Genomic DNA, 24,485 nt, shown 5'->3' on the forward strand with positions numbered 1-24,485 from the left:
CGGGTACCCCTGCCATTTATGACTTGAGTTAGCCGATGCGCATGCCCGGCTTCGCGCCTGGCCATGGCTCCAGCACGTAGAGACCCGGATCGGCCTTCTCGTCAGCGGCCGATGCGCACAGCACCATGCCCTCGGAGACGCCGAACTTCATCTTGCGCGGCGCCAGGTTGGCCACCAGCACGGTCAGCTTGCCGATCAGCTGCTCCGGCCGATACGCCGACTTGATGCCCGAGAACACGTTGCGCAGCCGGCCTTCGCCGACGTCGAGCGTCAGCCGCAGCAGCTTGGAGGACCCCTCGACCTGTTCGCAATTGACAATCCTGGCAATGCGCAGGTCGATCTTGGTGAAGTCGTCGATCGTGATTTCTGGCGCCAGCTCCTCGATGCCTTCCGAGGCGGCAGCCTCGGCCACAGGCGCGGCAACGGCAGCGACGGGAGCAGAAACAGCGGCCGCAGCCGGCCGATCGAACAACGCTTCGACCATCTTGGCATCGACGCGCTGCATCAGGTGGCTGTAGGTGAAAATGGTGCGGCCGAGCATTGACTCGTACACCGTCGCGCCACTGGTATCGCGCCACGAATACTCGGCGTCGCCCAGGAACTCGGCCACGCGGGCGGCAATCTGCGGCAACACCGGCGACAGCAAGATGGTCAGCTGGCGGAACAGGATCAGCGCCGTCGTGCAGACGTCGTGCAGTTCGGCATTCTTCTCCGGATCCTTGGCCAGGATCCACGGCTTGTTCTCGTCGACATACTGATTGGTGATGTCGGCGATCTCCATGATCTCGCGCAGCGCCTTGCCGTACTCGCGGCTCTCGAAATTGGCGCCGATGTTGGCCTGGCGCTCGGCGCCGTTGACCGTCAGCGCGCGGCCGATCCATTGCTGCGCCTTTGGCGTCAGCGTCTCGGCCAGCTTGCCGTCGAACTTCTTGGCGATGAAACCGGCGCAGCGGCTGGCGATGTTGATGTACTTGCCGATCAGGTCGCTGTTGACGCGCGCCACGAAGTCCTCGCCATTGAAGTCGAGGTCTTCGACCTTCGAGTTCAGCTTGAAGGCGATGTAATAGCGCAGCCATTCGGGATTCATCTTCAAATCGAGGTAGCGCAGCGGCGAAATGCCGGTGCCGCGCGACTTCGACATCTTTTCGTTATTCACCGTCAGGTGGCCGTGCACGTTGACCTTCAGCTTGTCGATGATCGGGTGCTGGGCGAAATTGAGCATCGCCGGCCAGAACAGCAGGTGGAACGAGACGATGTCCTTGCCGATGAAGTGCACCTGCTCGGCATCCGGATCTTGCAGGAAGGCGTCGTAATCCATGCCTTGCTTGCCGAAGTAGTTCTTCAGGCTGGCCAGGTAGCCGACCGGCGCGTCCAGCCACACGTAGAAAAACTTGCCCGGCGCATCAGGGATCGGGATGCCGAAGTAGGGCGCATCGCGCGAAATGTCCCAGTCGGCCAGCTTTTCGCCGGCGTCGCCGAGCCACTCGGACACCTTGTTGACCATCTCCGGCTGCAGGCGGCCTGGCGTATTCAGCCATTCCTTCAGGAAGGTATAGCAGCGCGGGTCCGACAGCGCGAAGAAATATTGCTCGGATGGCTTCAGGATCGGCGTCGAACCGGTAAATACCGAGAACGGATTGACCAGGTCGGTCGGCTGGTAGGCCGAGCCGCACACTTCGCAGTTGTCGCCGTACTGGTCCTTGGCGCCGCAATTCGGGCACTCGCCCTTGATGTTGCGGTCGGCCAGGAACATGCCCTTGACCGGGTCGAAGAAGCGGTCGACCGTCTTGGTGACGATCAGGCCGGCGTCGCGCAGCTTGCGGTAGATGCCCTGCGACAGCTCGACGTTCTCCGGCGAATCGGTCGAATACCAGTTGTCAAAGCCGATGTGGAAGCCGTCCAGGTACTGCTGGCGTCCGGCGGCGATCTTCGCCACGAACTCCTGCGGCGTGATGCCTTCCTTCTCGGCGGCGATCATGATCGGCGTGCCGTGGGTATCGTCGGCGCAGACGAAATGGACCTCGCGTTTGCCCGCCGCGTCCTGTTGCATTCGCTGGAAACGCACCCAGATATCAGCCTGGATGTACTCCATCATGTGGCCGATGTGAAAGGCTGCGTTAGCGTAGGGCAGGGCGGTAGTGACGAACAGCTTGCGGGTCATGGTCGAAATGCGCTTATCGTTAGATGAAAATAAGCATTTTACCAGCGCTTGCCGCCAATCGGCGCGGAGCAGGGGCCCACTTTGCCATTCCGGCAAGGTCGGCGTTGTCATTTTGCGCTAAACTTCGCCATCCCAACCGAAAGGCTTCCAATGAGCATCACCGCAGAAGACGTCAAGGCCGCATTGGCGGCGGTCATCGATCCGAATACCCAAAAAGACTACGTTTCGTCCAAATCGGTCAAGAACATCAAGGTCGGCGACGCCGGCATCAGCCTCGACATCGAGCTCGGCTACCCGGCCCGCAGCCAGCTGGCCGCGATCCGCGCCGACATCACGCGCGCGCTGTCGGCGCTGCCGGGCGCCGGCACGGTCGACGTCAACGTCACCTCGAAGATCATCTCGCACACGGTGCAGCGCGGTCTCAAGCTGATGCCGAACGTGAAAAACATCATCGCCGTCGCCTCCGGCAAGGGCGGCGTCGGCAAGTCGACCACCGCGGTCAACCTGGCGCTGGCGCTGGCGGCCGAAGGCGCCGCGGTCGGCATCCTCGACGCCGACATCTACGGCCCGTCGCTGCCGATGATGCTGGGCATTAGCGGTCGCCCGGAAACGACCGACGGCAAGACCATGGAGCCGCTCGAAAACCACGGCCTGCAAGTGTCGTCGATCGGCTTCATGATCGATCCGGACGAGCCGATGGTGTGGCGCGGCCCGATGGTCACGCAGGCGCTGCAGCAGTTGCTCGACCAGACCAACTGGCGCGACCTCGACTACCTGATCGTCGACATGCCGCCTGGCACCGGCGACATCCAGCTGACCTTGTCGCAGAAAGTGCCCGTCACCGGCGCCGTCATCGTCACCACGCCGCAGGACATCGCGCTGCTCGACGCGCGCAAGGGCTTGAAAATGTTCGAGAAAGTCGGCATTCCGATTCTCGGCGTGGTCGAGAACATGAGCACCCACACCTGTTCGAACTGCGGCCACACCGAAGCCATTTTCGGCCACGGCGGCGGCGAGAAGATGTGCGCCGACTTCGGCGTCGAATTCCTCGGCGCCTTGCCGCTGACGATGGCGATCCGCGAACAGACCGACTCCGGGCGCCCGACCGTGGTGGCCGAGCCGGACGGACCGGTCGCGCGTGTCTACAAGGACATCGCCCGCAAGGTCGCCATCAAGATTGCCGAGAAGGCGAAGGATATGACGAGCAAGTTTCCAAGCATCGTCATCAAGAACGACTAAGTGCAGCTGGACGTCATCCGCCAGCGCCTGCGTGCGCTGGGCGCCATGCCGCTGCATGAGCAGCGCGTGTTGCGCGACTGGGTGCAATGCCAGCCGCACGACCAGGGCCGGCGCCGCCCCAGCGATTTCTTGCCGAAACCGGTGCGCGAAGCGTTGCCGGCGCTCGACGCTGAACTGCACGGCATGGCGCGCCTGATCAGCACGCATCCGGCTGACGACGGTTCGGCGCGCTTGCTGGTGGGCCTGATTGACGGCCAGGCCGTGGAAACGGTGCTGTTGCCGCGCGACGGCGTGTGCGTGTCGAGCCAGGTCGGCTGCGCCGTCGGCTGCCAGTTCTGCATGACCGGGCGCGACGGCCTGATCCGGCAAGTGACGAGCGGCGAGATCGTCGCCCAGGTGGTGTTGGCGCGCGCCCAGCGGCCGGTCAAGAAAGTCGTCTTCATGGGCATGGGCGAGCCGGCCCACAACCTCGACAACGTCATCGACGCCATCGCGCTGCTCGGCACCGAAGGTAACATCGGCCACAAGAATCTGGTGTTCTCGACCGTTGGCGACGTGCGCGCGTTCGAGCGCCTGGCCGCCGGCGTCGTCAAGCCGGCGTTGGCCTTGTCGCTGCACACCACCAAGCCTGCGCTGCGCGAACGGCTGCTGCCGCGTGCGCCAAAGCTGACTCCGCGTGAACTGGTCGAGCATGGCGAACGCTACGCCCGCCTGACCGGCTACCCGGTGCAATTCCAGTGGACATTGCTGGAAGGCGTCAACGACGGCGCCGACGAAATGGACGGCATCGTCGAACTGCTCAAAGGTAAGCACGCCGTGCTGAACATGATCCCCTACAACACCATCCCTGACCTGGCGTTCAAGCGCCCGAGCTGGGAAAAGGCGAGGGCGATTGCCGCGGTGCTGCACCAGCGAGGCGTGCTGACCAAGCTGCGCGACTCGGCCGGACAGGATGTCGACGGCGGCTGCGGCCAGCTGCGCGCCCGCGCCGCCAATCCGCGCACGATCCCGATCCGAACAATAGCGGCCGATCAATAGGGGTCTGACCCTGATTTTCAGTTGAGGGTCAGACCCCGGTTTCGTTGGCAGCTGCAAGCTTGATCAACAAGCAGCGATGCGACCTGAAACGAACAAACTGTTCAGCCTCTATTTAAAAGTATATCGACCGGTGAGCGCATCTTGGCCGCGTCTCGAATGGCCTTTATACCGCCGAACAAAAGAAATACCGATATCAGGGAAAATAAGTAATCCATCATGTCCAATTCGTCGATGTACACAGTGGCCGTTTCTGGATTGGTTGGGTGGTAGCGAATCTTCAGCAGTGCTCCCGGCCGATAGCGCTCCATGCGGGCAGTGATAACTTCTTTATCGCGGTCACAGGCGGGCGGACCGGCCATTCTGGTAGTAGAAACTCGAGTGGAAAAGAACGTTTTTCCATCAATAACATATCGGTAACGCAGCTTAACGCACCAAAGACTGGATCGGCCGCTGGTGTGGTACATGGCGCTGGAAAATATTTTGCCATACGTTGTGGGCCACGACCTCGATGCCACCTTGTCATACACCCTCGTCGACGTGAAAACCGCGATCAGGATGGCACTTAGAATAAAAAGCCAGCCAAGTATCTTGTTGCCTTGCGGGTCGGGTGGAGGCACGTAATTACTCATCTTTCCCACGGGGATCGGTCCTCTCGGAGTAGTCGTTTTCCCGGGGACAATAACAGATCGCGCCGTCGCGTCTGCCTCCATGCGCCCAGGCTGCCTATCGCACGGCTGACAAATCGGTTCATATATTGGACAATACTGGCTCTTCCCGCTGTTTTCGAGACTCGCCGATGTAGTCGCCTCCCAGCAATTCGCTGCCCTGCACTCTGAGCCCTGCGCTCGCCTTACCATGACCCGCAATGTCCTATGCCACCGACTGATGGCAGTTCGTCTGCGCTCCCGGAGATTTCCTTGTCTAAAATTAGCAATCCACTCGCCCTCAAGACCGACATCTTAAGTGGCATTACCGTCGCCCTGGCCTTGGTCCCCGAGGCAATAGCATTCGCGTTGATCGCCCACGTGAGCCCACTGACCGGCTTGTACGCCGCCTTCTTCATCTGCCTGATCACCGCCCTGTTCGGCGGCCGGCCCGGCATGATTTCCGGCGCCACCGGCGCCCTCGCCGTGGTCATGGTCAGCCTGGTGGTCCAGCACGGCGTGGAATACCTGTTCGCCAGTGTCGTGCTGATGGGCTTGTTTCAGTTGCTGTTCGGCGCCTTCAAGCTTGGCAAGTTCATCCGCATGGTGCCGTTCCCCGTCATGCTCGGTTTCGTCAACGGGTTGGCCATCGTGATTTTCCTGGCGCAGTTCGGCCATTTCAAGACCGGCGGCGCCTGGATGAGTGTGGACCAGTGGCTCGTCATGGGCGGCCTGATCGCGCTCACCGTGGCGATCATCTACCTGCTTCCCAAGCTGACCACCGCGGTGCCGTCGGCGCTGGTGGCCATTCTTGCCGTCGCCGGCATCGTCGCCGCAACCGGCATCGACACCAAGACTGTCGGCGACATGGGCTCGATCGCCGGCGGCCTGCCGGCGTTCCATGTTCCCCAGGTGCCGTTCACGCTCGAAACGTTCTACATCATCGCGCCGTATTCGCTGATCCTGGCGGCTATTGGCCTGATCGAATCGCTGCTGACGCTCAACCTGGTCGACGAAATCACCGGCACCCGCGGCCAGCCGAACAAGGAATCGCTGGCCCAGGGCGCGGCCAACGTGGTGGCTGGCATGTTCGCCACCATGGGCGGCTGCGCCATGATCGGCCAGAGCATGATCAACATCGGCAACGGCGCGCGCCACCGCCTGTCGGGCGTCGTCGCCGCCGTCTTCCTGCTCGGCTTCATCCTGTTCCTGTCGCGCTGGATCGAAATGATTCCGCTGGCCGCGCTGATCGGCCTGATGTTCGTGGTGGCCGCCAAGACGTTCGAGTGGAGCAGCCTGCAGGCCTTGCGCAGGATTCCGCGCCAGGACGCTATCATCGTCGTCGGCGTCACTGTCATTACGGTGCTGACCGACCTGGCGGTTGCCGTTCTCAGCGGAGTCGTCTTCGCCGCGCTGGTGTTCGCCTGGCAGCATGCCAGGCAGATCACGGTGCGCACGCGCATCGACGACGCCGGCTGGAAAGTGTACGAATTGGACGGCAGCCTGTTTTTCGCCTCGGCGGCCAACTTCGCCGACCTGTTCACGCCAAAGGACGACCCGCAGCATGTCGTCATCGAATTCGGCAAGGCCAGGGTCGTCGACCATTCCGCCATCGAGGCCATCGACGCGCTGGCAACCCGCTACCAGCATGCCGGCAAAGTGCTGCACCTGCGGCATCTGAGCCCGGATTGCCTCGAATTGCTCGACAACGCCAAGGCGATCGTGGAGGTCAATGCGTTCGAAGATCCCCACTACCATATCGCCGATAACAAACTCGGTTGAGCGCGCCTGGCGACGATTGACGCACCGCCGCAAACTCAGCCGATCGTTTCCCCCCGCGCACAATCACCCGCGCACGATTGAATCTGCCAATCGGATTTCGCTCGACACTTCTGAAAGTCGGAGTAGACTATTTAGCACGACACCATGAGGAAACTCACATGCAGCTGGGCTCGAAAGGCAGCATCGAACCATCCTGTGCGCGTTCTGCTGGCTTGCCACTGCCGCAGGAGGAGCAGGCGCGGGCGGACCTGTACGGGCTGCTGGCGCGCCTGTTGCTCGCTCCGCCCGATGACGCCCTGTTAGACAGCCTGGCCGGCGCCGATGCGATTCTAGCCTCCGACGCCGAGCAGCCGCTCGAGCGCGCATGGCACGAGCTGTCGCTGGTGGCGCGCCTGCTTCCCTTCGAACTGGTGCGCGACGAATTCAACGAGCTGTTCGTCAGCACCAGCATTCCCCGCGTCAGTCCCTACGGCTCGCTCTACCTGGCCGGCTTCCTGCACGAAAAACCCCTAGCTGCGCTGCGCACCGACTTGGCCAGTCTTGGGCTTGGCCGGCGCACCGGCGCCGGCGAAACCGAAGACCACCTCGGCGCGCTGTGCGAAACCATGCGCCGCCTGATCGTCGGCGGCCATGATGTCAAGCGCCAGCAGCAATTTTTCGACACGCACATCGCGCCATGGACGGCGGCCTGCCTCGAGCACCTGCGCCACGCCGAAGGCGCCCAGTTCTACCAGCGCGTGGCCAACCTGGCCGGCGCGCTCTTCGACATCGAACGCGAAGCCTTCCAGGTAGCCGAAGACTACGCCGACGACTGATCAACCCAACCCTGAGAGCGTGTTCATGGACAAGGAAAAAATCAAGGCGATCAATCCCACCCGGCGCAGCTTCCTGCGCGCGGCCGGCGGCGCCGGCGCGCTCGGGGCGCTCGCCGCGGTAGCGGCCGAAACCGGCGCGGCGCCGGATGTGGTGGCGCCGGTGGCCGCCGCGCCGGCCAAACCGTCGGGCTACCACGAAACTGAGCACATCCGTCAATACTATCGGACCGCAAGATACTGGTAAGGCCAGGCCCACGAACAGGAGCAAATCGCATGCCCGTCGTTAAAAAATCAGCCGATGGCGCCGCGGTGGCGGGCGCCACCTCCGCCTTGCAGCAGGGCCTGGCGCGCGCGGCGGCGGCCACCGTCAAGCGCCGTACCTTCCTGGTGCGCGCGGGGCTCACCGCCGGCGCCGCCGGCCTGGCGCGCTCGCTGCCGTTCAACGTCATCGAACCGGCCCACGCGGCCGACCCGAAGGCGGCGCCGGCGGGCACCGCCGAAATCAAGCACACCGTCTGCACCCATTGTTCGGTTGGCTGCTCGGTCGAGGCGGTCGTCAGCAACGGCGTCTGGATCCGCCAGGAACCGGCCTTCGATTCGCCCTTGAACATGGGCGCCCACTGCGCCAAGGGCGCGTCGGTGCGCGAACACGGCCACGGCGAACACCGCCTGCGCTATCCGATGAAACTCGTCGCCGGCAAATACCAGCGCATCTCGTGGGACCAGGCCATCACCGAGATTGGCGACCGCATGCTGGCGCTGCGCAAGGAGGCCGGTCCCGATGCGATCATGACCATCGGCGGCAGCAAGCACAGCAACGAACAGGCCTACCTGATGCGCAAGTTCGTATCGATGTGGGGCACCAACAACTGCGACCACCAGGCCCGCATCTGCCACTCCACCACGGTGGCCGGCGTGGCCCAGACCTTCGGCTATGGCGCGATGACGAACTCGTTCAACGACCTGCACTTCAGCAAGGCCGTCATGTTCATCGGCTCCAACCCGGCCGAGGCGCACCCGATTTCGATGCTGCACTTCCTGCACGCCAAGGAACTTGGCGCGAAGATGATCGTCATCGACCCGCGCTTTACCCGTACCGCGCGCTTCGCCCACCATTACGTGCGCATCCGCCCGGGCACCGACATCGCCCTGGTGTGGGGCATCTTGTGGCACGTCTTCGGCAACGGCTGGGAAGACAAGGCCTTCATCGAGCAGCGCACCTACGGCATGGACGATGTGCGCAAGGAGGTGGCGAAGTGGACCCCCGACAAGGTCTCCGACGTCACCGGCGTGCCGGAAGCGAGCGTGCGGCTGGCGGCCGAAATGCTGGCCAAGAACAAGCCATCGTCGGTGGTGTGGTGCATGGGCATCACCCAGCACCACGTCGGCACCGCCAACGTGCGCGCCTTGTCGATCCTGCAGCTCGCGCTCGGCAACATCGGCGTGGCCGGCGGCGGCGCCAACATCTACCGCGGCCACGACAACGTGCAAGGCGCCACCGATGTCGGCCCGAACCCCGATTCCTTGCCCGGCTACTACGGCGTGGCCGAAGGCGCCTGGAAGTATTTCGCCACCGCCTGGGGCGTCGACTACGACTGGCTCAGGAGCCGCTTCGCGTCCAAGGAGCTGATGGAAAAGCCCGGCATGGCGGTGTCGCGCTGGTTCGACGGCGTGCTCGAAAAGAACCAGTTCGTCGACCAGCCGGCCAACCTGCGCGCGGTGCTGTTCTGGGGCCACGCGCCAAACAGCCAGACCCGCTTGCCGGACATGAAGGCGGCCATGCAAAAGCTCGACATGCTGGTCGTGATCGACCCGTACCCGACCATGACGGCGGCCATGCACGGCCGCACCGACGGCGTCTACCTGCTGCCGGCGACCACCCAGTTCGAAACGTCCGGTTCGGTGACGGCGTCGAACCGCAGCATTCAGTGGCGCGAAAAAGTCATTCAGCCGCTGTTCGAATGCAAGACCGACCAGGAAATCATGTACCTGTTCGCCCGCAAGTTCGGCTTTGCCGAGCAGCTGTTCAAGAACATCAAGGTGGTCAACAACGAGCCGGTGATCGAGGACATCCTGCGCGAGATTAACCGCACCTGCTGGACCATCGGCTACACCGGCTGCTCGCCCGAGCGGCTCAAGCTGCACATGCAGAACAAGCACACCTTCAATCCGACCACGCTTAAAGCGGATTCGGGCCCGTGCAAGGGCGACTACTACGGCTTGCCGTGGCCGTGCTGGGGCACGCCGGAAATGAAGCACCCGGGCACGCCGATCCTGTACGACCTGTCCAAGCCCGTCGCAGAGGGCGGCCTGCCGTTCCGCGCCAACTGGGGCGTCGAGCACAACGGTGTTACCTTGCTGGCGGCCGACGGCTCGACCACCAATGCGAGCGAGCTCGATACCGGCTACCCGGAGTTCGACCACGTCTTCCTCAAAAAGCTCGGCTGGTGGTCCGAGCTGACGCCGGCCGAAGTGGCCCAGGCCGAGGGCAAGAACTGGAAGACCGACCTGTCCGGCGGCATCATCCGCGTCGCCATCCAGCACGGCTGCGCGCCGTTTGGCAATGCGCGCGCGCGCTGCAACGTCTGGAACTTCCCCGACCCGGTGCCGGTCCACCGCGAGCCGCTGCTGTCGCCGCGGCGCGACCTGGTGGCGCGTTACCCGACCTACGAGGACAAGGCCAGCTTCTGGCGCGTGCCGACCTTGTACAAGTCAGTGCAGCAAGTCGATTTCTCGAAGGAGTATCCGCTGATCATGACGTCCGGCCGGCTGGTCGAGTACGAGGGTGGCGGCGACGAAACGCGTTCCAACCCGTGGCTGGCCGAGCTGCAGCAGAACATGTTCTGCGAAATCAATCCGGCCGACGCGGCGCAGGTGGGGGCTGTGACGGGCCGTTACATCAACGTCGAAACGCCGACCGGTGCGCGCATGAAGATGATGGCCATGGTGACGCCGCGCGTGCCGCCCGGGCTGGTGTGGATGCCGTTCCACTTCGGCGGCTGGTGGAACGGCGAAGACATGGTCGACAAGTATCCGGAAGGCGCCGCGCCGCTGGTGCGCGGTGAGGCCGTCAACAGCGGCTGGACCTACGGCTACGATGCGGTGACGATGATGCAGGAAACCAAGGTGTCGCTGTGCCGCCTGGCGCGCGCCTGACGGCCTGAGGCGAGTGGAACAAAGCGGACACAACAATTATCAGCAAGGAGACGAGTGCCATGCCAGCCCGGATGAAATTCATTTGCGACACCGAACGCTGCATCGACTGCAACGGCTGCGTGACGGCGTGCAAGAGCGAGAACGAGACGCCGTGGGGCGTCAACCGTCGCCGCGTCGTCACCATCGACGACGGCGTGCCGGGCGAACATTCCATCTCGGTCGCCTGCATGCACTGCACCGACGCGCCGTGCCTGGCGGTGTGCCCGACCAACTGCATCTACCATACCGACGACGGCATCGTGTTGCACAACAAGGACCAGTGCATCGGCTGCGGCTACTGCGCTCTGGCCTGTCCGTTCGGTGCGCCGCAGTTCCCCGCCACAGGCATGTTCAACCACCGCGGCAAGATGGACAAGTGCACCTTCTGCGCCGGCGGCCCCGAGCCTGATCTGTCCGAGGCCGAGTTCAAGAAATACGGCCGCAACCGCATCGCCGAGGGCAAGCTGCCGGCCTGCGCCGAACAGTGCGGCACCAAGGCGCTGCTCGGCGGCGACGCCGACATCATCGCCGACATCTACAAGCAGCGCGTCGAAACGCGCGGCTATGGTCCCGAGCTGTGGGGCTGGAACATTGCCTACAACCGGCCCAAGGGCGGCGGCGAGATTCAGGCCAAGGGCAGCGGCCCGCGCGAGAACCAGCTCGACGACGCCCAGAACAAGCCGAAGAGGCAATCGATATGAGCGCGCGGCATGGCGTCGCCGGCGCCGCCATGGCGGTGCTGCTGTCGGGCTGCCTGGAAGTGAAGCAGCATCCCGCCTATATAGACGGCGAGTACGCCGGCAAGGTCGACAATCGCTCGGAGCAGGTAAGGTTTCACGGCGACAAAATGGCCTGGACCGCGGCGGTCAGCAACCGCACGCTGCGGCAGAACGAGTACAACCGGGCCAATCCCTGAAAGGACTGTGTGATGCGCTCATTGACATCCCTGTGGCGTAGCCTGACGCTGTTGCTGGCGCTGATGCTCGCCGGCCACGCACTGGCCGAGGTGCCGCACCGTTCCGCCAAGCCGGCCTACGCCGAAGAACAGACCATCTTGCAGACCGAAAAGGACACTCCCGAATCGGGCTTTTTGTCGACCGCGTCCGGCAAGGTCCACGTCGACCGCCATTACCTCGGCCAGTACGGCAGCACCGAGGGCACCGTCATCTTGCAGCGCGGCGGCAACACCTGGCGCCTGCTGCGCAACGGTCCGATCGCCATGGCCGCCGGCTTCCTGCTGCTGGTCACGCCATTGCTGCTGCTCGGCTTCTACCTCGGCGTCGGCCCGGTGCGCACGACCGAGCAGCCTGCCGGGCGCCGCCTCGAACGCTTCAATCGCTGGCAACGCTGGGTGCACTGGGCCACCGCCTACAGTTTCCTGGCGCTGGCGTTGACCGGCCTGATCATCCTGTTCGGCAAGAACGTCCTGCTGCCCTGGATGGGCCACGGCATCTTCTACTGGGTGGCGATGATCTCGAAGGTGATCCACAACTTCGTCGGGCCGCTGTTCATCCTGTGCTCGATCATCATGTTCGTCACCTTCGTGCGCAATAACATTTTCCGCCGCTGGGACTGGCAATGGATCAAGCAGGGCGGCGGGCTGGTGTCGCACAAGCACATTCCGGCCGGCTATTTCAACGCTGGCGAAAAGCTGTGGTTCTGGGGCGGCGTGGTCTTGCTCGGCCTGATCATGTCGGTCACCGGCCTGGTGCTCGACTTCGTCAATTTCGGCCAGACCCGCTACGTGCAGCAGATCGCCAACTACCTGCACCTGATTGGCGCCACGCTGTACATGGTGGCGGCGATGGGTCATATCTATATCGGCACGGTCGGCACGCCCGGTGCCTACCAGGCGATGAAGGACGGCACGGTCGACGCCAACTGGGCCAAGGCCCATCACGAGTTGTGGTACGACGAGATCACCCACACGACCCCGCCGACCTCGCCGGTTCCGCAACGCAGGAGGCACGAATGATCAGGCACACATGGTTATTGATGGCCGCCGCCGCCGCGCTGCTGGCCGGCGGCTGCACCCGCGGCGAGAAGGCGCCCGATGACGGCATCCGCAAGACCAACTTCCCCGGCGGCGTCACCGCCGGCGGCGGCACCAGCGGCGAAGTGATCGCGCGCTCGCAAAAGCCGGTGACCGACGGCAGCTATGCGGGCGGCACGCCGGGCATTGCCGGCGGCGCCGGCGGCACGACGGGCGGCACCGCCACCGCCGGCGCGGTACGGGAATCCGGCCACGGGCCGTCCGGCACCACGGCGCCGCCGGCTGCCAAGCAGACCCCGAGCGGGCAATAGGAGAGGGCATGCACACCAAACTGTTGATCGCACTGGCGCTGGCGGCCGCGAGCTGCGCGGCGCTGGCCGCACTGCCGCCGCCGACCCCGGCCCAGGTAGAGCAGCAAAAGGCCAAGAAGGCCATCGCCGACGCCCGGGCCGAAAAGGACAAGCAGGTGCTGCTGGCGAAAATGGACGAACTGAGCGCCGGCTGGCGCGGCAAGGCCGGCGCCAAGGGCTGGACGGTGCATCCGCCGACCCCGGTGCAGGCGCCCGTGCAGGCGGTCACCGCGCCGGCCCTGCAGTCGGCGCCGTCGGGGCAGCCGAGCGGCCAGCTGACGGTGACCGGCGCACAGGCGCCGATCACCAGCGAAAAGTCCGGCACCGCCGCGCCGAGCGCCGACACCAAGACGGCGCCGTCACCGCCAGCCTCCACCGTGAAGACAAAGTAATGCAACTTGCCAGCCTGCCGATTGCCGTCATCATGCAGCGCCGCGTAGTCCAACACCGCTGGGCCGACGAGGTCTGGTCGGCGATCGCGGTGCTGACCGACCCGGGCGGGCTGCCGCCAATGCAGCCGCTGCCCTCGGGCGGCGGGCGCGAGGCCTATCTGGTATCCGGCCTCGAGCTGCAACTGTATCCCGACGAGAACGACGGCTACTTCGAGAACTGGATTGCGCCGGAATCGAAAGTGTTCGTCATGTGGCGCATGCAGGAGGGTCGCGCGATGCCGCTGAAGGCCTCGGTCAGCTACGCCGAGGGCACCCGCATGTTCGATTCCGGCGAAGCGGCCGACGGCGTGGCGATGCCGCCGGACATCCACAACTGGCTGGCCGGCTATCTGCGCGAACATTACCAGCCACGCGATCCTGGCGAACGCCACGGCAGGCGCGCGCGCCGCCAGGAGCGATGATGCCGAGCGAAGGATTCCTGCAGCGCTGGTCCAGGCTCAAGGCCGAGCCGGTCGCGCCGGCGCCGGTTGAAGTCGTGCCGGCCCCGCCTGCTGCGCCGGTTGCCGAGCCGCAAGCCGACGTGGCGCTGCCGACCCTGGCCGATGCTGCCGCGCTCGACGCCGCTTCCGACTACTCGGCCTTTGTCGGCCGCGGCGTCGACGCTTCGGTGCGCCGGCTGGCCATGAAAAAGCTGTTTGCCGATCCCCACTTCAACGTCAAGGACGGGCTCGACATCTACATGGGCGACTACAACATTGCCTCGCCGGTCAGTGAAGCGATGCTCGCGTCAATGTCGCACGCGCGCAATATTTTCGCCCGCATCGACGACGCGCTGACGCCTGACGCCGCCGACGCCGCTTCGCCACTCGCCGGGCCACCCGCCGCTGGCGAAATGCCGCCGCTTCCCCCACCCGACGATGACCTGTCGGCCGCATCGCCGGCGCTGCAAGCAGACGATCAAGCTGAAAAATTATCCCTATGAGGCACCCTCACCACGTCGTTCGCGCGCCGGCGGCAAGACGGTTTTAGATCAGCGATGTTCTCACCCGACCAGGAAGCTGCATGAATTCACCAGATCGACTGAGCAGGGAACGGCCGAAAATGACGGCACTGGAAGCGGCCGCCGCGCTGCCCGGCCCCGATCCCGTTCCCACCGTCACCTACCATTCGGCGGGCAAGACCTTGATTATCGGCAGCGCCGCCGACTGCGCGCCGTGGGCCGAAGGCCTGTGCGCCCAGCTCGAACTGACCGTGCTGCTGACCGACGCGCCGCCGGCCGGGACCGCCGAGCCGGCGCGGCTTTACCGGGCGCATCGCGCCCACACCATCGGCCTCGACGGCTGGCTCGGCGCCTTCGAGGCCTCGTGGCAAGAGGACGCCGCGCCGCGCACTGGCCGCTTCGACCTGGTGCTCGATCTGTCGCCGGCGCCGCTGCTCGCCCGGCACCAAAAGCCGGCCGGCTATTTCGCCCCCGGCGCCGATCTGGGCGAACGGGCACGGGCGGTCGAGCAGCTGGCCGACATGATCGGCGAATTCGAAAAGCCGAAATACTTCAGCTACAAGGAACGCATCTGCGCCCACAGCCGCAACCGCCTGATCGGCTGCCACGCCTGCATCGAGATCTGTTCGGCCCAGGCCATCGCCGGCGCGGGCGACCGCATCCGCGTCAATCCAAACCTGTGCGCCGGCTGCGGCGCCTGCACCACGGTGTGCCCGACCGGCGCGCTGACCTACGCCTACCCGAGCCCGGCCTACACCGGCGAACGGCTGCGCACGCTGGTGTTCACCTATCGCGAAGCGGGCGCCGGCGCGCCGGTGCTGCTGTTCCACAGCGGCGAGCACGGCAAGGCGCTGATCGGCGAACTGGAAACGAGCGGGCAGGGCGTGCCGCCCAACGTCATCCCGGTTGAATTGCAGCACACCGCCTCGGTCGGCATCGACGTCTGGCTGGCGGCGATCGCCTACGGCGCCGGCGCCGTCATGCTGTTGATGACGGACGAGGAAGCGCCGCAATACCGCACCGCCGTGGCCGCGCAGATGGACATCGCCAACATCATTCTCAACGGCCTTGGCTACGAAGGAGCGCACTGCACCTTGTTGCAAGCGAACCAGGCGCAGCCGCTCGGCGTGGTGCTGGCGCGCCCGGTCCGGACGACCGGCGTGACCGAGCCTGCCGGCTTCCACGTCATGATGGACAAGCGCAACACGCTCGACCTGGCCTTGTCGCACCTGGCGCGGGTGGCGCCGCTCAAGCCCGCACTGGTGCCGCTGCCGGCCGGCGCGCCGTTCGGCGCCATCAAGGTCGACACGGCCAAATGCAGCCTGTGCATGGCGTGCGTCGGCGCCTGCCCGGCGTCGGCGCTGATGGACAGTCCGACCTTGCCCGAGCTGCGCTTCGTCGAAAAAAATTGCGTCCAGTGCGGCTTGTGCGCGACCACCTGTCCCGAGGACGCGATCGTGCTCGACCCGCGCATGTCGTTCGCCGACACCTGGAACAAGCCGGTGGTGCTGAACGAATCGACGCCGTTCTGCTGCATCCGCTGCACCAAGCCATTCGGCACGCTGCAGATGGTCGAGAACATGCTTGGCAAGCTGGGCGCGCACCCGGCGTTCGCGGGCAGCCTCGACCGGCTGAAGATGTGCGGCGACTGCCGCGTGATCGACATCATGAAAAGTGGCGACAGCGCCCGCATCAGCGGCGGCCACGGCCTGTAGACCGAGCAGGAATCCGCGGGGTCAGAGCCCTGCTGTTCCGACTTCGCGCGCAGGGCGGGGACCCGGCAACGCTGTAAAATAGATTCTTTACCTACGCACATTTATCGCCATGACCGTCGTCCGCACCCGTTTCGCTCCCAGCCCTACCGGCTACCTCCACCTCGGCGGCGCCCGCACCGCGCTGTACTCGTGGGCGTTCGCCCGCCACTTTGGCGGCACCTTCATCTTGCGCATTGAAGACACCGACCTCGAGCGCTCGACGCCGGAAGCGGTGCAGGCGATCATCGACGGCATGCAGTGGCTCGGCCTCGACCACGACGAGGGCCCGTTCTACCAGATGCAGCGGATGGACCGCTACCGCGAAGTGGTCGGCCAGATGCTCGAAGCGGGCACCGCCTACCAGTGCTACTCGTCGCCGGAAGAGGTCGAGGCGATGCGCGAGCGCATGCGCGCGGCCGGCGACAAGCCGCGCTACGACGGCACCTGGCGCCCAGAACCTGGCAAGACGCTGCCGCCAGTGCCGGCCGAGCGCAAGCCGGTGGTGCGCTTCAAAAATCCGCTGGACGGCGAAGTGACCTGGGACGATGTCGTCAAGGGCACCATCACGATCGGCAACAAGGAGCTCGACGACCTGGTCATCGCGCGCCCGGACGGCACGCCGACATACAACTTCTGCGTCGCCGTCGACGACTGGGACATGCAGATCACCCACGTGCTGCGTGGCGACGACCACGTCAACAACACGCCGCGCCAGATCAATATCCTGCGCGCGATCGGCGCGCCGCTGCCGCTGTACGGCCACTTGCCGATGATCCTCGGCGCCGATGGCGAGAAGCTGTCGAAGCGCCACGGCGCCGTCAGCGTGATGGACTACCCGGCCCAGGGCTATCTGCCGGAAGCGATGCTGAACTACCTGGCGCGCCTTGGCTGGAGCCACGGCGATGACGAAGTGTTCTCGATGCAGCAGTTCACCGCGTGGTTCGACCTCAACAACCTGATCCGCTCGCCGGCGCAGTTCAACCCGGAAAAACTGAACTGGATCAACAACCAGTACATCAAGCAGGCCGACAACGAACGGCTCGCCTCGCTGGCGCGCCCGCGCATGCTGGCCGTCGGCGCCGAGTTCAACGGCAACCCGGCGCTGGCGCCGGTGCTGGCGCTGATGAAGGAGCGCGCCAACACCGTCAACGAACTGGCCGATGCCGCGATGCTGTTCTACCGCGATCCCACGCCGGAGCCGGCCTTGCTGGCGCAGCACCTGACCGACGCCGTCAAGCCGGCGCTGGTGCAGTTCGCCGAGCGCTGCGAGACGGTCGAGTGGCACCGGCCGGCGCTGGCGGCGATGGTCAAGGAAGTGCTGGCCGCAAACGGCATCAAGATGCCGCAGCTGGCGATGCCGTTGCGCCTGATTCTGACCGGCCAGCTGCAGACGCCGGCCATCGATGCGGTGCTCGAACTGTTCGACCGCGACGTCATCCTGGCGCGCGTTCGCAAATATCTTCATTAAACTCGCGTCTGGCATTTGCGGAATGCAAGAGAGTAGTCTATAATTTTGCTTCTTCACCGGACGGGGGTATAGCTCAGCTGGGAGAGCGCTTGCATGGCATGCAAGAGGTCAGCGGTTCGATCCCGCTTACCTCCACCACGTTGAAGAGTAGTTGCAGTAAAAATTAGTTCAAGGTCCCCATCGTCTAGAGGCCTAGGACATCACCCTTTCACGGTGAGTACAGGGGTTCGAATCCCCTTGGGGACGCCAGGATTCGATAGTGCGGAAAATGTAGTTGTACAGCTACACAACCCTGACTAGTCAGGGTTTTTTTTGCACTGCCAGTATTGGGGGGTATAGCTCAGCTGGGAGAGCGCTTGCATGGCATGCAAGAGGTCATCGGTTCGATCCCGTTTACCTCCACCAAGTTGTATAGCAGTAGAGTTTGCAGTCCCCATCGTCTAGAGGCCTAGGACATCACCCTTTCACGGTGAGTACAGGGGTTCGAATCCCCTTGGGGACGCCAGGATTGTAGTAGCGTGCACTTACAGGTCAGGGTGGTAAAATACCGCCCAGGACAGATTTCTGTCCCCATCGTCTAGAGGCCTAGGACATCACCCTTTCACGGTGAGTACAGGGGTTCGAATCCCCTTGGGGACGCCAGTTAAAAGCCGGAGCAGACCAACGCGCATGCGTATAGGTGCTTCGGCTTTTTTATGTCCGCGCGGTTCGGCGGAAGCTGAAGCAACTTCCGCTACAATAACGCCGATTCCTCTTCACGGTCGCCCATGCCAATCGCAACCAGCCCAACAACGCTCGCCATTTTCTGCAAGGTCGTCGATAACTATGGCGATATCGGCATCTGCTGGCGCCTGGCGCGCCAGCTGCAGCACGAGCATGGCGTCGCCGTGACGATGTGGGTGGATAATCTGCACAGCTTTCAGCGCATCTGCCCGGCGGTCGAGCCCGATGCCGACGCGCAGCGGGTCGCCGGCGTCGATGTGCGGCACTGGCGCGACCAGGACGGCGCTTTTGCGGCCGCCGACATCGCCGACATCGTCATCGAATTCTTTGGCTGCGACATCCCGCCCGGATACATCGCCGCCATGGCGCAGTGCGAGCCGCGCCCGGTGTGGCTCAACCTGGAAGGGCTCAGCGCGGAGGAGTGGGTCGAAGGCTGTCATACGCTGCCGTCGCCGCATCCGCGCCTGCCGTTGCTGAAGCACTTTTTCTTCCCTGGCTTTACCGCCAAGACCGGCGGGCTGCTGCGCGAAGCGGCGCTCGACGAACAACGCCAGCAGTTTCAGCAGGATCCGGCGGCGATGGCTGCGTTCCTGGCGCCGTTCGGCGTCACCGCCGCCGAGATGGCGTCGATGCGCATCTCCCTGTTTTGCTATCCGCACGCGCCGGTCGCAGAAATGTTCGCCATCTGGCAGGGCGGTGCCAGCGCCATCACCTGCCTGGTGCCGGAAGGCGTCGCTGCCGACGCGGTGCAAGATTTCATCGGCGGCGCGGCCGCTGCCGGCGCCGCCCGCACCCGCGGGTCGCTGACGGTGCGCGTGTTGCCGTTCGTTGCGCAGCCCGACTACGACAAGCTGCTGTGGGCATGCGACCTCAATTTCGTGCGCGGCGAGGATTCCATCGTGCGCGCCCAGTGGGCGGGGCGGCCGTTTGTCTGGCACATTTATCCGCAGGATGAAGACCTGCACCACAAGAAGCTGCGTGCCTTTCTCGGCCGCTACTCCGGCGGCATCGACAGCCTCGACACGTTTTCGCTGCGCTGGAACGGCGCCGGCGTCGACGCGGGCACCGACTGGCCGGCGCTGTGGCATGCTTTTGAGGCCGACTTGCCGGCGATTGCACGCCGCACCGACGCCTGGCATGGCGAAATGCTGGTCCACGGCGACCTGGCCGCCAACCTGCTCGACTTTGCCCGGTCGATGAGGCAGCTGGCGGACTAAACTAGGGTATAATGCCCGGTTAATCCAGACCCTATTTTTATTCGATCAAACGTGAGCTTGCGGCGCTTGGCCGAGAGGCGACAGATGATTTTTATGCAACCCACCTTTTACGTACACTCTCTATGAAACCTGCAAAAGAAATTCGTGTTGGCAACATCATTATGGTCGACGCGAAGCCAATGATCGTGTTGCGTTCCGACGTCAACGGTTCGAGCCGCACGGGCTTCACCTACAAGTGGAAGATGAAAAATCTTCTGACCGACACCCCGATGGAAAACGTCTTCCGCGGTGACGACAAGTTCGACGTCGTCGTGCTCGACAAGAAGCCGGTAACGTATTCGTACTTTGCCGATCCATTGTTCGTCTTCATGGACGCCGACTACAACCAGTACGAAATCGAAGAAGAGAACCTGGGTGAAGCGCTGCACTACCTGAAAGACGGCATGGAATGCGAAGCCGTGTTCTACAACGAAAAAGCGATCTCGGTCGAACTGCCGACCACCATCGCGCGCAAGGTTGCCTACTCGGAGCCGGCGGTCAAGGGCAACACGTCGGGCAACGTCCTGAAAGAAGCCAAGATCGAGAACGCCATCGAAGCGCACCAGCACAGCGTGCAGGTTCCGCTGTTCGTCAGCACCGACGACGTCATCGAAATCGACACCCGCACCAACGAGTACAAGCGCGTCGTTCGCAACTAAGTCGCCACGCTGTCTCGCAAAAAACGCTGCCGCAGTCGGGCGGCGTTTTTTTTCGTCCGGCGTGGTTAGCCAGAGTAGCCAAAGGGGTCTGACCCTGGTTTCTGGGAAATAGTCGAAACGTAGCCAAAGGGGTCTGACCCTGGTTTCTGGGAAATAGTCGAAACGGGGTCTGATCCTGGTTTCCGGGAAACAGTCAAAACGGGGTCTGACCCTGGTTTCTGGGAAAGACCGAAACGGGATTGACCCGTAGTCAAAACGGAGTCTGACCCTAGTTTCTGGGAAAGATCAAAAGGGGACTGACCCGGATTTTGGGCTAAAAAACGGGTCAGACCGCTTTTGTTGCTGGTATGCTATTCAGACCTCATTTCACACATTGGAGATTGCATGGATCGCAGGGATTTTGTTCGACTCGGCATGGCCGCTACCGCCGTCGCCACCGCATCGACCGCCAGCGCAGCGGGCAAGGCTGCCCCGGCCAGCGCGGCCGGCGGCATCCTCGAGGCCGGCGTCCTCGAACAGCAGGCGCTGATGCAGTCCGGTAAGCTCAGCTCGCAGTCGCTGGTCGCCCAGTACCTGGCCCGCATCAATGCCGTCGACAAGCGCGGCCCGCGCCTCAATTCGGTCATCGAACTCAATCCCGACGCCCTCAAGATCGCCGCCGACATGGACCGCGAGCGCGCGGCCAACAAGGTGCGCGGCCCGCTGCACGGCATTCCGGTTCTACTGAAGGACAACATCGCCACCGCCGACAAGATGAGCACCAGCGCCGGCTCGCTGGCGCTGGCCGGCGTGCGCGCCACGCGCGATGCGCACGTCGTCGCCCAGCTGCGCGCCGCCGGCGCCGTCATCATCGGCAAGACCAACCTGTCGGAATGGGCCAACATGCGCTCGACCCGTTCGACCAGCGGCTGGAGCGGCCGCGGCGGCCTGACGCGCAATCCGTATGCGCTCGACCGCAACACCAGCGGCTCGAGCTCCGGCTCCGGCGCGGCGATTGCCGCCAGTCTAGCTACGCTGGCAGTGGGCACCGAGACCGACGGCTCGATCGTCTCGCCGGCGTCGACCTGCGGCCTGGTCGGCATCAAGCCGACTCTGGGCCTGCTCAGCCGCAGCGGCATCGTCCCGATCGCGCATTCGCAGGACACCGCCGGCCCGATGACCCGCACCGTCGCCGATGCCGCCCTGATGCTCGCCGCGATGGCCGGCATCGATGCGACCGACCCGATCACCAGGGACAGCGCCGGCAAGCCGACCGACTACGCCGCCGCGCTGATCAAGGGCGGCCTGAAAGGCATGCGGCTCGGCGTGGCGCGCAATTTCTTCGGCAGCAGCGACGCCGTCGACGCCATCATCGAGCGCGAACTGGCGGTGCTGAAGGCGCGCGGCGCGATCCTGGTCGACGTCAAGGTGCCCAACACCGACAAGTACGGCGAGACCGAAGTCGAGGTGCTGCTGTACGAATTCAAGCCCGGCCTGGAAGCCTACCTGGCCGGCTACGCGCCGCACGCGCCGATCAAGAACATGGCCGACCTGGTCGCCTACAACATCAAGCACAACACGAAGGAAATGCCGTTCTTCGCGCAGGAGCACTTGGTCAAGTCGCAAGCCAAGGCAGGCCTGAAGGAGAAGGCGTACACCGAGGCGCTGGCCAACAACCACCGCTATTCGCGCGCCGAAGGCATCGACCAGGTCATGAAGGAGCACAAGCTCGACGCATTGGTGGCGCCGACCGGCGGGCCGGCGTGGCTGACGGACTTCATCAACGGCGACCATTACGGCGGCAGCTTCTCGTCGCCGGCGGCGGTGGCCGGCTATCCACACATCACCGTGCCGGCGGGGCACACCAACGGCCTGCCGATCGGGATCTCGTTTGTCGGCGCAGCGTTCAGCGAAGCGGCGCTGATTCGCATGGCCTACGATTACGAGCAGGCCACGCTGCACCGGCGCGCGCCGCGCTACCTGGCGTCGGTCAACCTGCCGGCCTGATTCTGGGGAGGGGCTTGACGTCGATGTGACAGATGTCGCATAATTGCTTCGTTTGTCACATCGCGGAGTAGCATCATGTCGGTACCTTCAATGTCTGAACTGAGCCTGCTGAAGGCTCTCTGGAAAGAGCATCCGCTCAGCGCGCGTGAAATTCACGAGCGGGTTGCGCCCGAGCTGAACTGGTCGTTTTCGTCGACCCGCAAAACGCTCGAGCGCATGCTGGAAAAATCGATGGTGGCCCAGCACGCGCGCCACGGCGTGCAGGTCTATGAAGCCCGGCTCGAGAAGGTCGGCACGCTGGCCGCGTTCGCGCACGACTTCGGGACGCGGGTAATGGAGATGGACGGTCCGCTGCCGGTCAACATGTTCACCGGAAGTCAACTGGTCAACCAGCAGGAACTCGAACAGCTGGAGCAGTTGCTGCAGGACTGGCCGAGCGAGAAGGAAGGCAAATGATGGCGCCTGCCGAAATGATGGCGCTGCAGTTCATGCAGGCCAGCGTGGGCTGCCTCGCCGCCGGTGGCAGCGCGTGGGCACTGTTGACGCTGGCCTGTCGGCGCTGGCCGGCGCTGGCAGTATCGCGCTGGGCGTGGGTGCTTGCGCAGGCGCTGACCGTGGCTGCCTTTTTGTTCGTTCTGGTCCCCGAGCGCGCACAATTGAGCGTGATGCCGCCGATCGAATTGGCCGCCGGGCCTCAAGCTGCCGTGGCGCAGGCCGGCGTATTCGAGGCCGCGGTCGACGCGGCGCCGAACGCGGTGGCTGGCACGGCAGGCCGATGGCTGCTGTTCGCCGCGCAGGCATGGCTGGCGCTGTACATCGCCGGCATGTTCGCTGCCGCCATCAGGCTGGCGCGGGCGCAGCGCGCGTTGCGCCGCCTGGTCCGCGGCGCCACTCGTCTGGATGCGCCGCACGATCACGCCGGCTTCGGCGACGTGCCGCCCGGCCTGGCGGTTTTCGAAACGACGCTGGCGGTATCGCCAATGCTGATCGGCGCCTGGCGCCCGGTCCTGCTGCTGCCGTGCCACCTGCGCGACTTCGACGTGCAGCAGCAGCAGATGGTCATCGCGCACGAACTGACCCATCTGCGCCGCGGCGATCCTTTGCTGATGGCCGCCAGCATCGCCGCCCAGACGCTGCTGTGGTTTAATCCGGCGATGCGCAAACTCGGCGAACGCCTGACCTGGGCGCAGGAACTTGGCTGCGACCAGCAGGTGCTGGCCGGCCGCCCGCAGCCGCAGCGCCAGGCGTACGCCGCCGCGCTGGTCGGCCAGCTCAAGCTTCAGCGCGCCGGCTTCGGCGCGGCGCTGGCCTTCGGCGGCATCAGCGCCACTTCCCTCACTGCCCGCATGCTGCTGATCCGGCAGGGCGGTGCGCGGGCGCTAAGTGCGGTGGAACGCTGCGCGGTGCTGGCGGCATGCGCCGCCGCGTTTATCGGGAGCGCGATTCTGCAGCCGGCGTTCGCCTGGCGGATCGACTCCGTGCGTACGCCGGTGCCAGCGGCGCCGATCAAATGGCAAGCGCCGCTCCAGCAGCCGCGGGTGTCGAGCTTTTACGGCGAGGTGTCGCCGCTGCGTTCGCGCGAACACGACGGCATCGACTTCGCCGCCAGGTCCGGCACCCCCGTCCTGGCCAGCGCCGACGGCACAGTCGCCAGCTCGACCGACCTCGATCCGGGCGGAGCAAAATACGGCAAGACCATCCTCGTGACCCATGCCAACGGCCTCAGTTCGTTTTATGCGCACCTCGACCGCCGTCTGGTGGCAGCCGGCGATGCGGTCACGGCGGGCCAGACTATCGGCATGTCCGGCGCCACCGGCAAGGTCACCGGCCCGCACCTGCATTTCGAAGTGCGGCAGGACGGCCGCGCGGTCAATCCCGAAGCCATGCTCGCCGGCCTCGAAGCGAACGCCACGCGACGCGCCTTGCGTGCCCGCGCCGCCTCGCCAAGCGCCAACTGATTCCACCTCGTTTGCCCTGACACCGCGCGCCTGCCGCGCGGTGCGGGGCCCCCTTTTGCCTGTTTAACTGGA

General features: G+C 64.6%; 22 protein-coding genes and 5 tRNA genes. 25 read left to right on the forward strand and 2 right to left on the reverse strand.

The features are described 5' to 3' along the window. Window positions 1-28: 28 nt before the first annotated feature. Window positions 29-2,161: a methionine--tRNA ligase gene (gene metG, locus CR105_RS05745; RefSeq protein ID WP_099787502.1), complete on the reverse strand. Its 2,133-nt coding sequence runs from the start codon at window positions 2,159-2,161 to the stop codon at window positions 29-31. Window positions 2,162-2,311: 150 nt separating this feature from the next. Between metG and apbC the strand changes: the two genes are divergently transcribed. After that, on the forward strand, window positions 2,312-3,400 hold the full coding sequence (apbC, locus tag CR105_RS05750) for an iron-sulfur cluster carrier protein ApbC (protein WP_099787503.1): 1,089 nt from the start codon (window positions 2,312-2,314) through the stop codon (window positions 3,398-3,400). Next, window positions 3,401-4,438 carry an RNA methyltransferase gene (locus CR105_RS05755; protein ID WP_099787504.1) on the forward strand — a complete coding sequence of 346 codons (1,038 nt, stop codon included), beginning with the start codon at window positions 3,401-3,403 and terminating at the stop codon, window positions 4,436-4,438. 101 nt (window positions 4,439-4,539) lie between these two features. Here CR105_RS05755 and CR105_RS05760 read toward each other — a convergent pair whose 3' ends face one another. Next, window positions 4,540-5,067: a DUF3592 domain-containing protein gene (locus tag CR105_RS05760; RefSeq protein WP_229413728.1), complete on the reverse strand. Its 528-nt coding sequence runs from the start codon at window positions 5,065-5,067 to the stop codon at window positions 4,540-4,542. 243 nt (window positions 5,068-5,310) lie between these two features. Between CR105_RS05760 and CR105_RS05765 the strand changes: the two genes are divergently transcribed. From CR105_RS05765 to CR105_RS05875, 23 genes are all read left to right on the forward strand, one after another. Continuing rightward, complete coding sequence (locus tag CR105_RS05765; RefSeq protein WP_099787506.1) at window positions 5,311-6,864, forward strand: SulP family inorganic anion transporter; 1,554 nt, start codon at window positions 5,311-5,313, stop codon at window positions 6,862-6,864. 158 nt (window positions 6,865-7,022) lie between these two features. Continuing rightward, window positions 7,023-7,679: a TorD/DmsD family molecular chaperone gene (locus CR105_RS05770; protein ID WP_099787507.1), complete on the forward strand. Its 657-nt coding sequence runs from the start codon at window positions 7,023-7,025 to the stop codon at window positions 7,677-7,679. A 25-nt stretch (window positions 7,680-7,704) separates the two neighbouring features. Then, window positions 7,705-7,923 (forward strand): twin-arginine translocation signal domain-containing protein, encoded by a 219-nt coding sequence (locus CR105_RS05775; RefSeq protein ID WP_099787508.1) that lies wholly within the window; start codon window positions 7,705-7,707, stop codon window positions 7,921-7,923. 29 nt (window positions 7,924-7,952) lie between these two features. Further along, window positions 7,953-10,835: a molybdopterin-dependent oxidoreductase gene (locus CR105_RS05780; protein ID WP_099787509.1), complete on the forward strand. Its 2,883-nt coding sequence runs from the start codon at window positions 7,953-7,955 to the stop codon at window positions 10,833-10,835. A 59-nt stretch (window positions 10,836-10,894) separates the two neighbouring features. Then, window positions 10,895-11,575, forward strand: a complete 681-nt coding sequence (gene fdh3B, locus CR105_RS05785) for a formate dehydrogenase FDH3 subunit beta (protein WP_099787510.1) — start codon at window positions 10,895-10,897, stop codon at window positions 11,573-11,575. Beyond that, the gene (locus CR105_RS05790) at window positions 11,572-11,790 is read left to right on the forward strand and encodes a hypothetical protein (RefSeq protein WP_099787511.1); all 219 of its coding nucleotides are present in this window, start codon (window positions 11,572-11,574) and stop codon (window positions 11,788-11,790) included. The genes fdh3B and CR105_RS05790 overlap by 4 nt, the downstream gene beginning before the upstream one ends. A gap of 12 nt (window positions 11,791-11,802) precedes the next feature. Beyond that, window positions 11,803-12,849 carry a formate dehydrogenase subunit gamma gene (locus CR105_RS05795; protein WP_099787512.1) on the forward strand — a complete coding sequence of 349 codons (1,047 nt, stop codon included), beginning with the start codon at window positions 11,803-11,805 and terminating at the stop codon, window positions 12,847-12,849. Beyond that, a complete protein-coding gene (locus CR105_RS05800) occupies window positions 12,846-13,178 on the forward strand; it encodes a hypothetical protein (RefSeq protein WP_131021638.1) in 333 nt (110 codons plus the stop codon). Before CR105_RS05795 ends, CR105_RS05800 begins: the two co-directional genes overlap by 4 nt. Before the next feature lie 8 nt (window positions 13,179-13,186). Next, window positions 13,187-13,609 (forward strand): hypothetical protein, encoded by a 423-nt coding sequence (locus CR105_RS05805; protein WP_099787514.1) that lies wholly within the window; start codon window positions 13,187-13,189, stop codon window positions 13,607-13,609. Next, the gene (locus tag CR105_RS05810; RefSeq protein ID WP_099787515.1) at window positions 13,609-14,070 is read left to right on the forward strand and encodes a DUF3305 domain-containing protein; all 462 of its coding nucleotides are present in this window, start codon (window positions 13,609-13,611) and stop codon (window positions 14,068-14,070) included. The genes CR105_RS05805 and CR105_RS05810 overlap by 1 nt, the downstream gene beginning before the upstream one ends. Then, window positions 14,070-14,591, forward strand: a complete 522-nt coding sequence (locus CR105_RS05815) for a DUF3306 domain-containing protein (RefSeq protein ID WP_180288103.1) — start codon at window positions 14,070-14,072, stop codon at window positions 14,589-14,591. The genes CR105_RS05810 and CR105_RS05815 overlap by 1 nt, the downstream gene beginning before the upstream one ends. An 80-nt stretch (window positions 14,592-14,671) precedes the next feature. After that, window positions 14,672-16,324: a 4Fe-4S binding protein gene (locus CR105_RS05820; RefSeq protein ID WP_099787517.1), complete on the forward strand. Its 1,653-nt coding sequence runs from the start codon at window positions 14,672-14,674 to the stop codon at window positions 16,322-16,324. Window positions 16,325-16,433: 109 nt separating this feature from the next. After that, entirely contained in the window at window positions 16,434-17,831 is a 1,398-nt protein-coding gene (gene gltX / locus CR105_RS05825) for a glutamate--tRNA ligase (RefSeq protein WP_099787518.1), read from the forward strand. A gap of 62 nt (window positions 17,832-17,893) precedes the next feature. Further along, window positions 17,894-17,969 (forward strand) — tRNA-Ala (locus tag CR105_RS05830). A gap of 35 nt (window positions 17,970-18,004) precedes the next feature. After that, window positions 18,005-18,080 (forward strand) — tRNA-Glu (locus CR105_RS05835). 80 nt (window positions 18,081-18,160) lie between these two features. After that, window positions 18,161-18,236 (forward strand) — tRNA-Ala (locus CR105_RS05840). Window positions 18,237-18,260: 24 nt separating this feature from the next. Further along, window positions 18,261-18,336, forward strand: a tRNA-Glu gene (locus tag CR105_RS05845). A 61-nt stretch (window positions 18,337-18,397) separates the two neighbouring features. Beyond that, window positions 18,398-18,473 (forward strand) — tRNA-Glu (locus CR105_RS05850). Between the two features lie 125 nt (window positions 18,474-18,598). Next, window positions 18,599-19,771, forward strand: a complete 1,173-nt coding sequence (gene earP, locus CR105_RS05855; RefSeq protein WP_099787519.1) for an elongation factor P maturation arginine rhamnosyltransferase EarP — start codon at window positions 18,599-18,601, stop codon at window positions 19,769-19,771. Between the two features lie 122 nt (window positions 19,772-19,893). After that, complete coding sequence (locus CR105_RS05860; protein WP_099787520.1) at window positions 19,894-20,469, forward strand: elongation factor P; 576 nt, start codon at window positions 19,894-19,896, stop codon at window positions 20,467-20,469. Window positions 20,470-20,853: 384 nt separating this feature from the next. After that, window positions 20,854-22,455 carry an amidase gene (locus CR105_RS05865; RefSeq protein WP_099787521.1) on the forward strand — a complete coding sequence of 534 codons (1,602 nt, stop codon included), beginning with the start codon at window positions 20,854-20,856 and terminating at the stop codon, window positions 22,453-22,455. A 75-nt stretch (window positions 22,456-22,530) separates the two neighbouring features. Continuing rightward, on the forward strand, window positions 22,531-22,911 hold the full coding sequence (locus CR105_RS05870) for a BlaI/MecI/CopY family transcriptional regulator (protein WP_099787522.1): 381 nt from the start codon (window positions 22,531-22,533) through the stop codon (window positions 22,909-22,911). Beyond that, window positions 22,908-24,413 carry a peptidoglycan DD-metalloendopeptidase family protein gene (locus tag CR105_RS05875; protein ID WP_099787523.1) on the forward strand — a complete coding sequence of 502 codons (1,506 nt, stop codon included), beginning with the start codon at window positions 22,908-22,910 and terminating at the stop codon, window positions 24,411-24,413. The genes CR105_RS05870 and CR105_RS05875 overlap by 4 nt, the downstream gene beginning before the upstream one ends. Window positions 24,414-24,485: the final 72 nt, after the last annotated feature.

Origin of the sequence: Massilia eurypsychrophila (assembly GCF_002760655.1) — a bacterium.
Classification (GTDB): domain Bacteria; phylum Pseudomonadota; class Gammaproteobacteria; order Burkholderiales; family Burkholderiaceae_D; genus JAFCUW01.

What these genes read in the sequence shown, in the direction of transcription:
- metG (WP_099787502.1), bottom strand. Translation starts at nt 2,161, where the DNA reads ATGACCCGCAAGCTGTTCGTCACTACCGCCCTGCCCTACGCTAACGCA.
- apbC (WP_099787503.1), top strand. Translation starts at nt 2,312, where the DNA reads ATGAGCATCACCGCAGAAGACGTCAAGGCCGCATTGGCGGCGGTCATC.
- CR105_RS05760 (WP_229413728.1), bottom strand. Translation starts at nt 5,067, where the DNA reads ATGAGTAATTACGTGCCTCCACCCGACCCGCAAGGCAACAAGATACTT.
- CR105_RS05765 (WP_099787506.1), top strand. Translation starts at nt 5,311, where the DNA reads ATGCCACCGACTGATGGCAGTTCGTCTGCGCTCCCGGAGATTTCCTTG.
- CR105_RS05770 (WP_099787507.1), top strand. Translation starts at nt 7,023, where the DNA reads ATGCAGCTGGGCTCGAAAGGCAGCATCGAACCATCCTGTGCGCGTTCT.
- CR105_RS05775 (WP_099787508.1), top strand. Translation starts at nt 7,705, where the DNA reads ATGGACAAGGAAAAAATCAAGGCGATCAATCCCACCCGGCGCAGCTTC.
- CR105_RS05780 (WP_099787509.1), top strand. Translation starts at nt 7,953, where the DNA reads ATGCCCGTCGTTAAAAAATCAGCCGATGGCGCCGCGGTGGCGGGCGCC.
- fdh3B (WP_099787510.1), top strand. Translation starts at nt 10,895, where the DNA reads ATGCCAGCCCGGATGAAATTCATTTGCGACACCGAACGCTGCATCGAC.
- CR105_RS05790 (WP_099787511.1), top strand. Translation starts at nt 11,572, where the DNA reads ATGAGCGCGCGGCATGGCGTCGCCGGCGCCGCCATGGCGGTGCTGCTG.
- CR105_RS05795 (WP_099787512.1), top strand. Translation starts at nt 11,803, where the DNA reads ATGCGCTCATTGACATCCCTGTGGCGTAGCCTGACGCTGTTGCTGGCG.
- CR105_RS05800 (WP_131021638.1), top strand. Translation starts at nt 12,846, where the DNA reads ATGATCAGGCACACATGGTTATTGATGGCCGCCGCCGCCGCGCTGCTG.
- CR105_RS05805 (WP_099787514.1), top strand. Translation starts at nt 13,187, where the DNA reads ATGCACACCAAACTGTTGATCGCACTGGCGCTGGCGGCCGCGAGCTGC.
- CR105_RS05810 (WP_099787515.1), top strand. Translation starts at nt 13,609, where the DNA reads ATGCAACTTGCCAGCCTGCCGATTGCCGTCATCATGCAGCGCCGCGTA.
- CR105_RS05815 (WP_180288103.1), top strand. Translation starts at nt 14,070, where the DNA reads ATGCCGAGCGAAGGATTCCTGCAGCGCTGGTCCAGGCTCAAGGCCGAG.
- CR105_RS05820 (WP_099787517.1), top strand. Translation starts at nt 14,672, where the DNA reads ATGAATTCACCAGATCGACTGAGCAGGGAACGGCCGAAAATGACGGCA.
- gltX (WP_099787518.1), top strand. Translation starts at nt 16,434, where the DNA reads ATGACCGTCGTCCGCACCCGTTTCGCTCCCAGCCCTACCGGCTACCTC.
- earP (WP_099787519.1), top strand. Translation starts at nt 18,599, where the DNA reads ATGCCAATCGCAACCAGCCCAACAACGCTCGCCATTTTCTGCAAGGTC.
- CR105_RS05860 (WP_099787520.1), top strand. Translation starts at nt 19,894, where the DNA reads ATGAAACCTGCAAAAGAAATTCGTGTTGGCAACATCATTATGGTCGAC.
- CR105_RS05865 (WP_099787521.1), top strand. Translation starts at nt 20,854, where the DNA reads ATGGATCGCAGGGATTTTGTTCGACTCGGCATGGCCGCTACCGCCGTC.
- CR105_RS05870 (WP_099787522.1), top strand. Translation starts at nt 22,531, where the DNA reads ATGTCGGTACCTTCAATGTCTGAACTGAGCCTGCTGAAGGCTCTCTGG.
- CR105_RS05875 (WP_099787523.1), top strand. Translation starts at nt 22,908, where the DNA reads ATGATGGCGCCTGCCGAAATGATGGCGCTGCAGTTCATGCAGGCCAGC.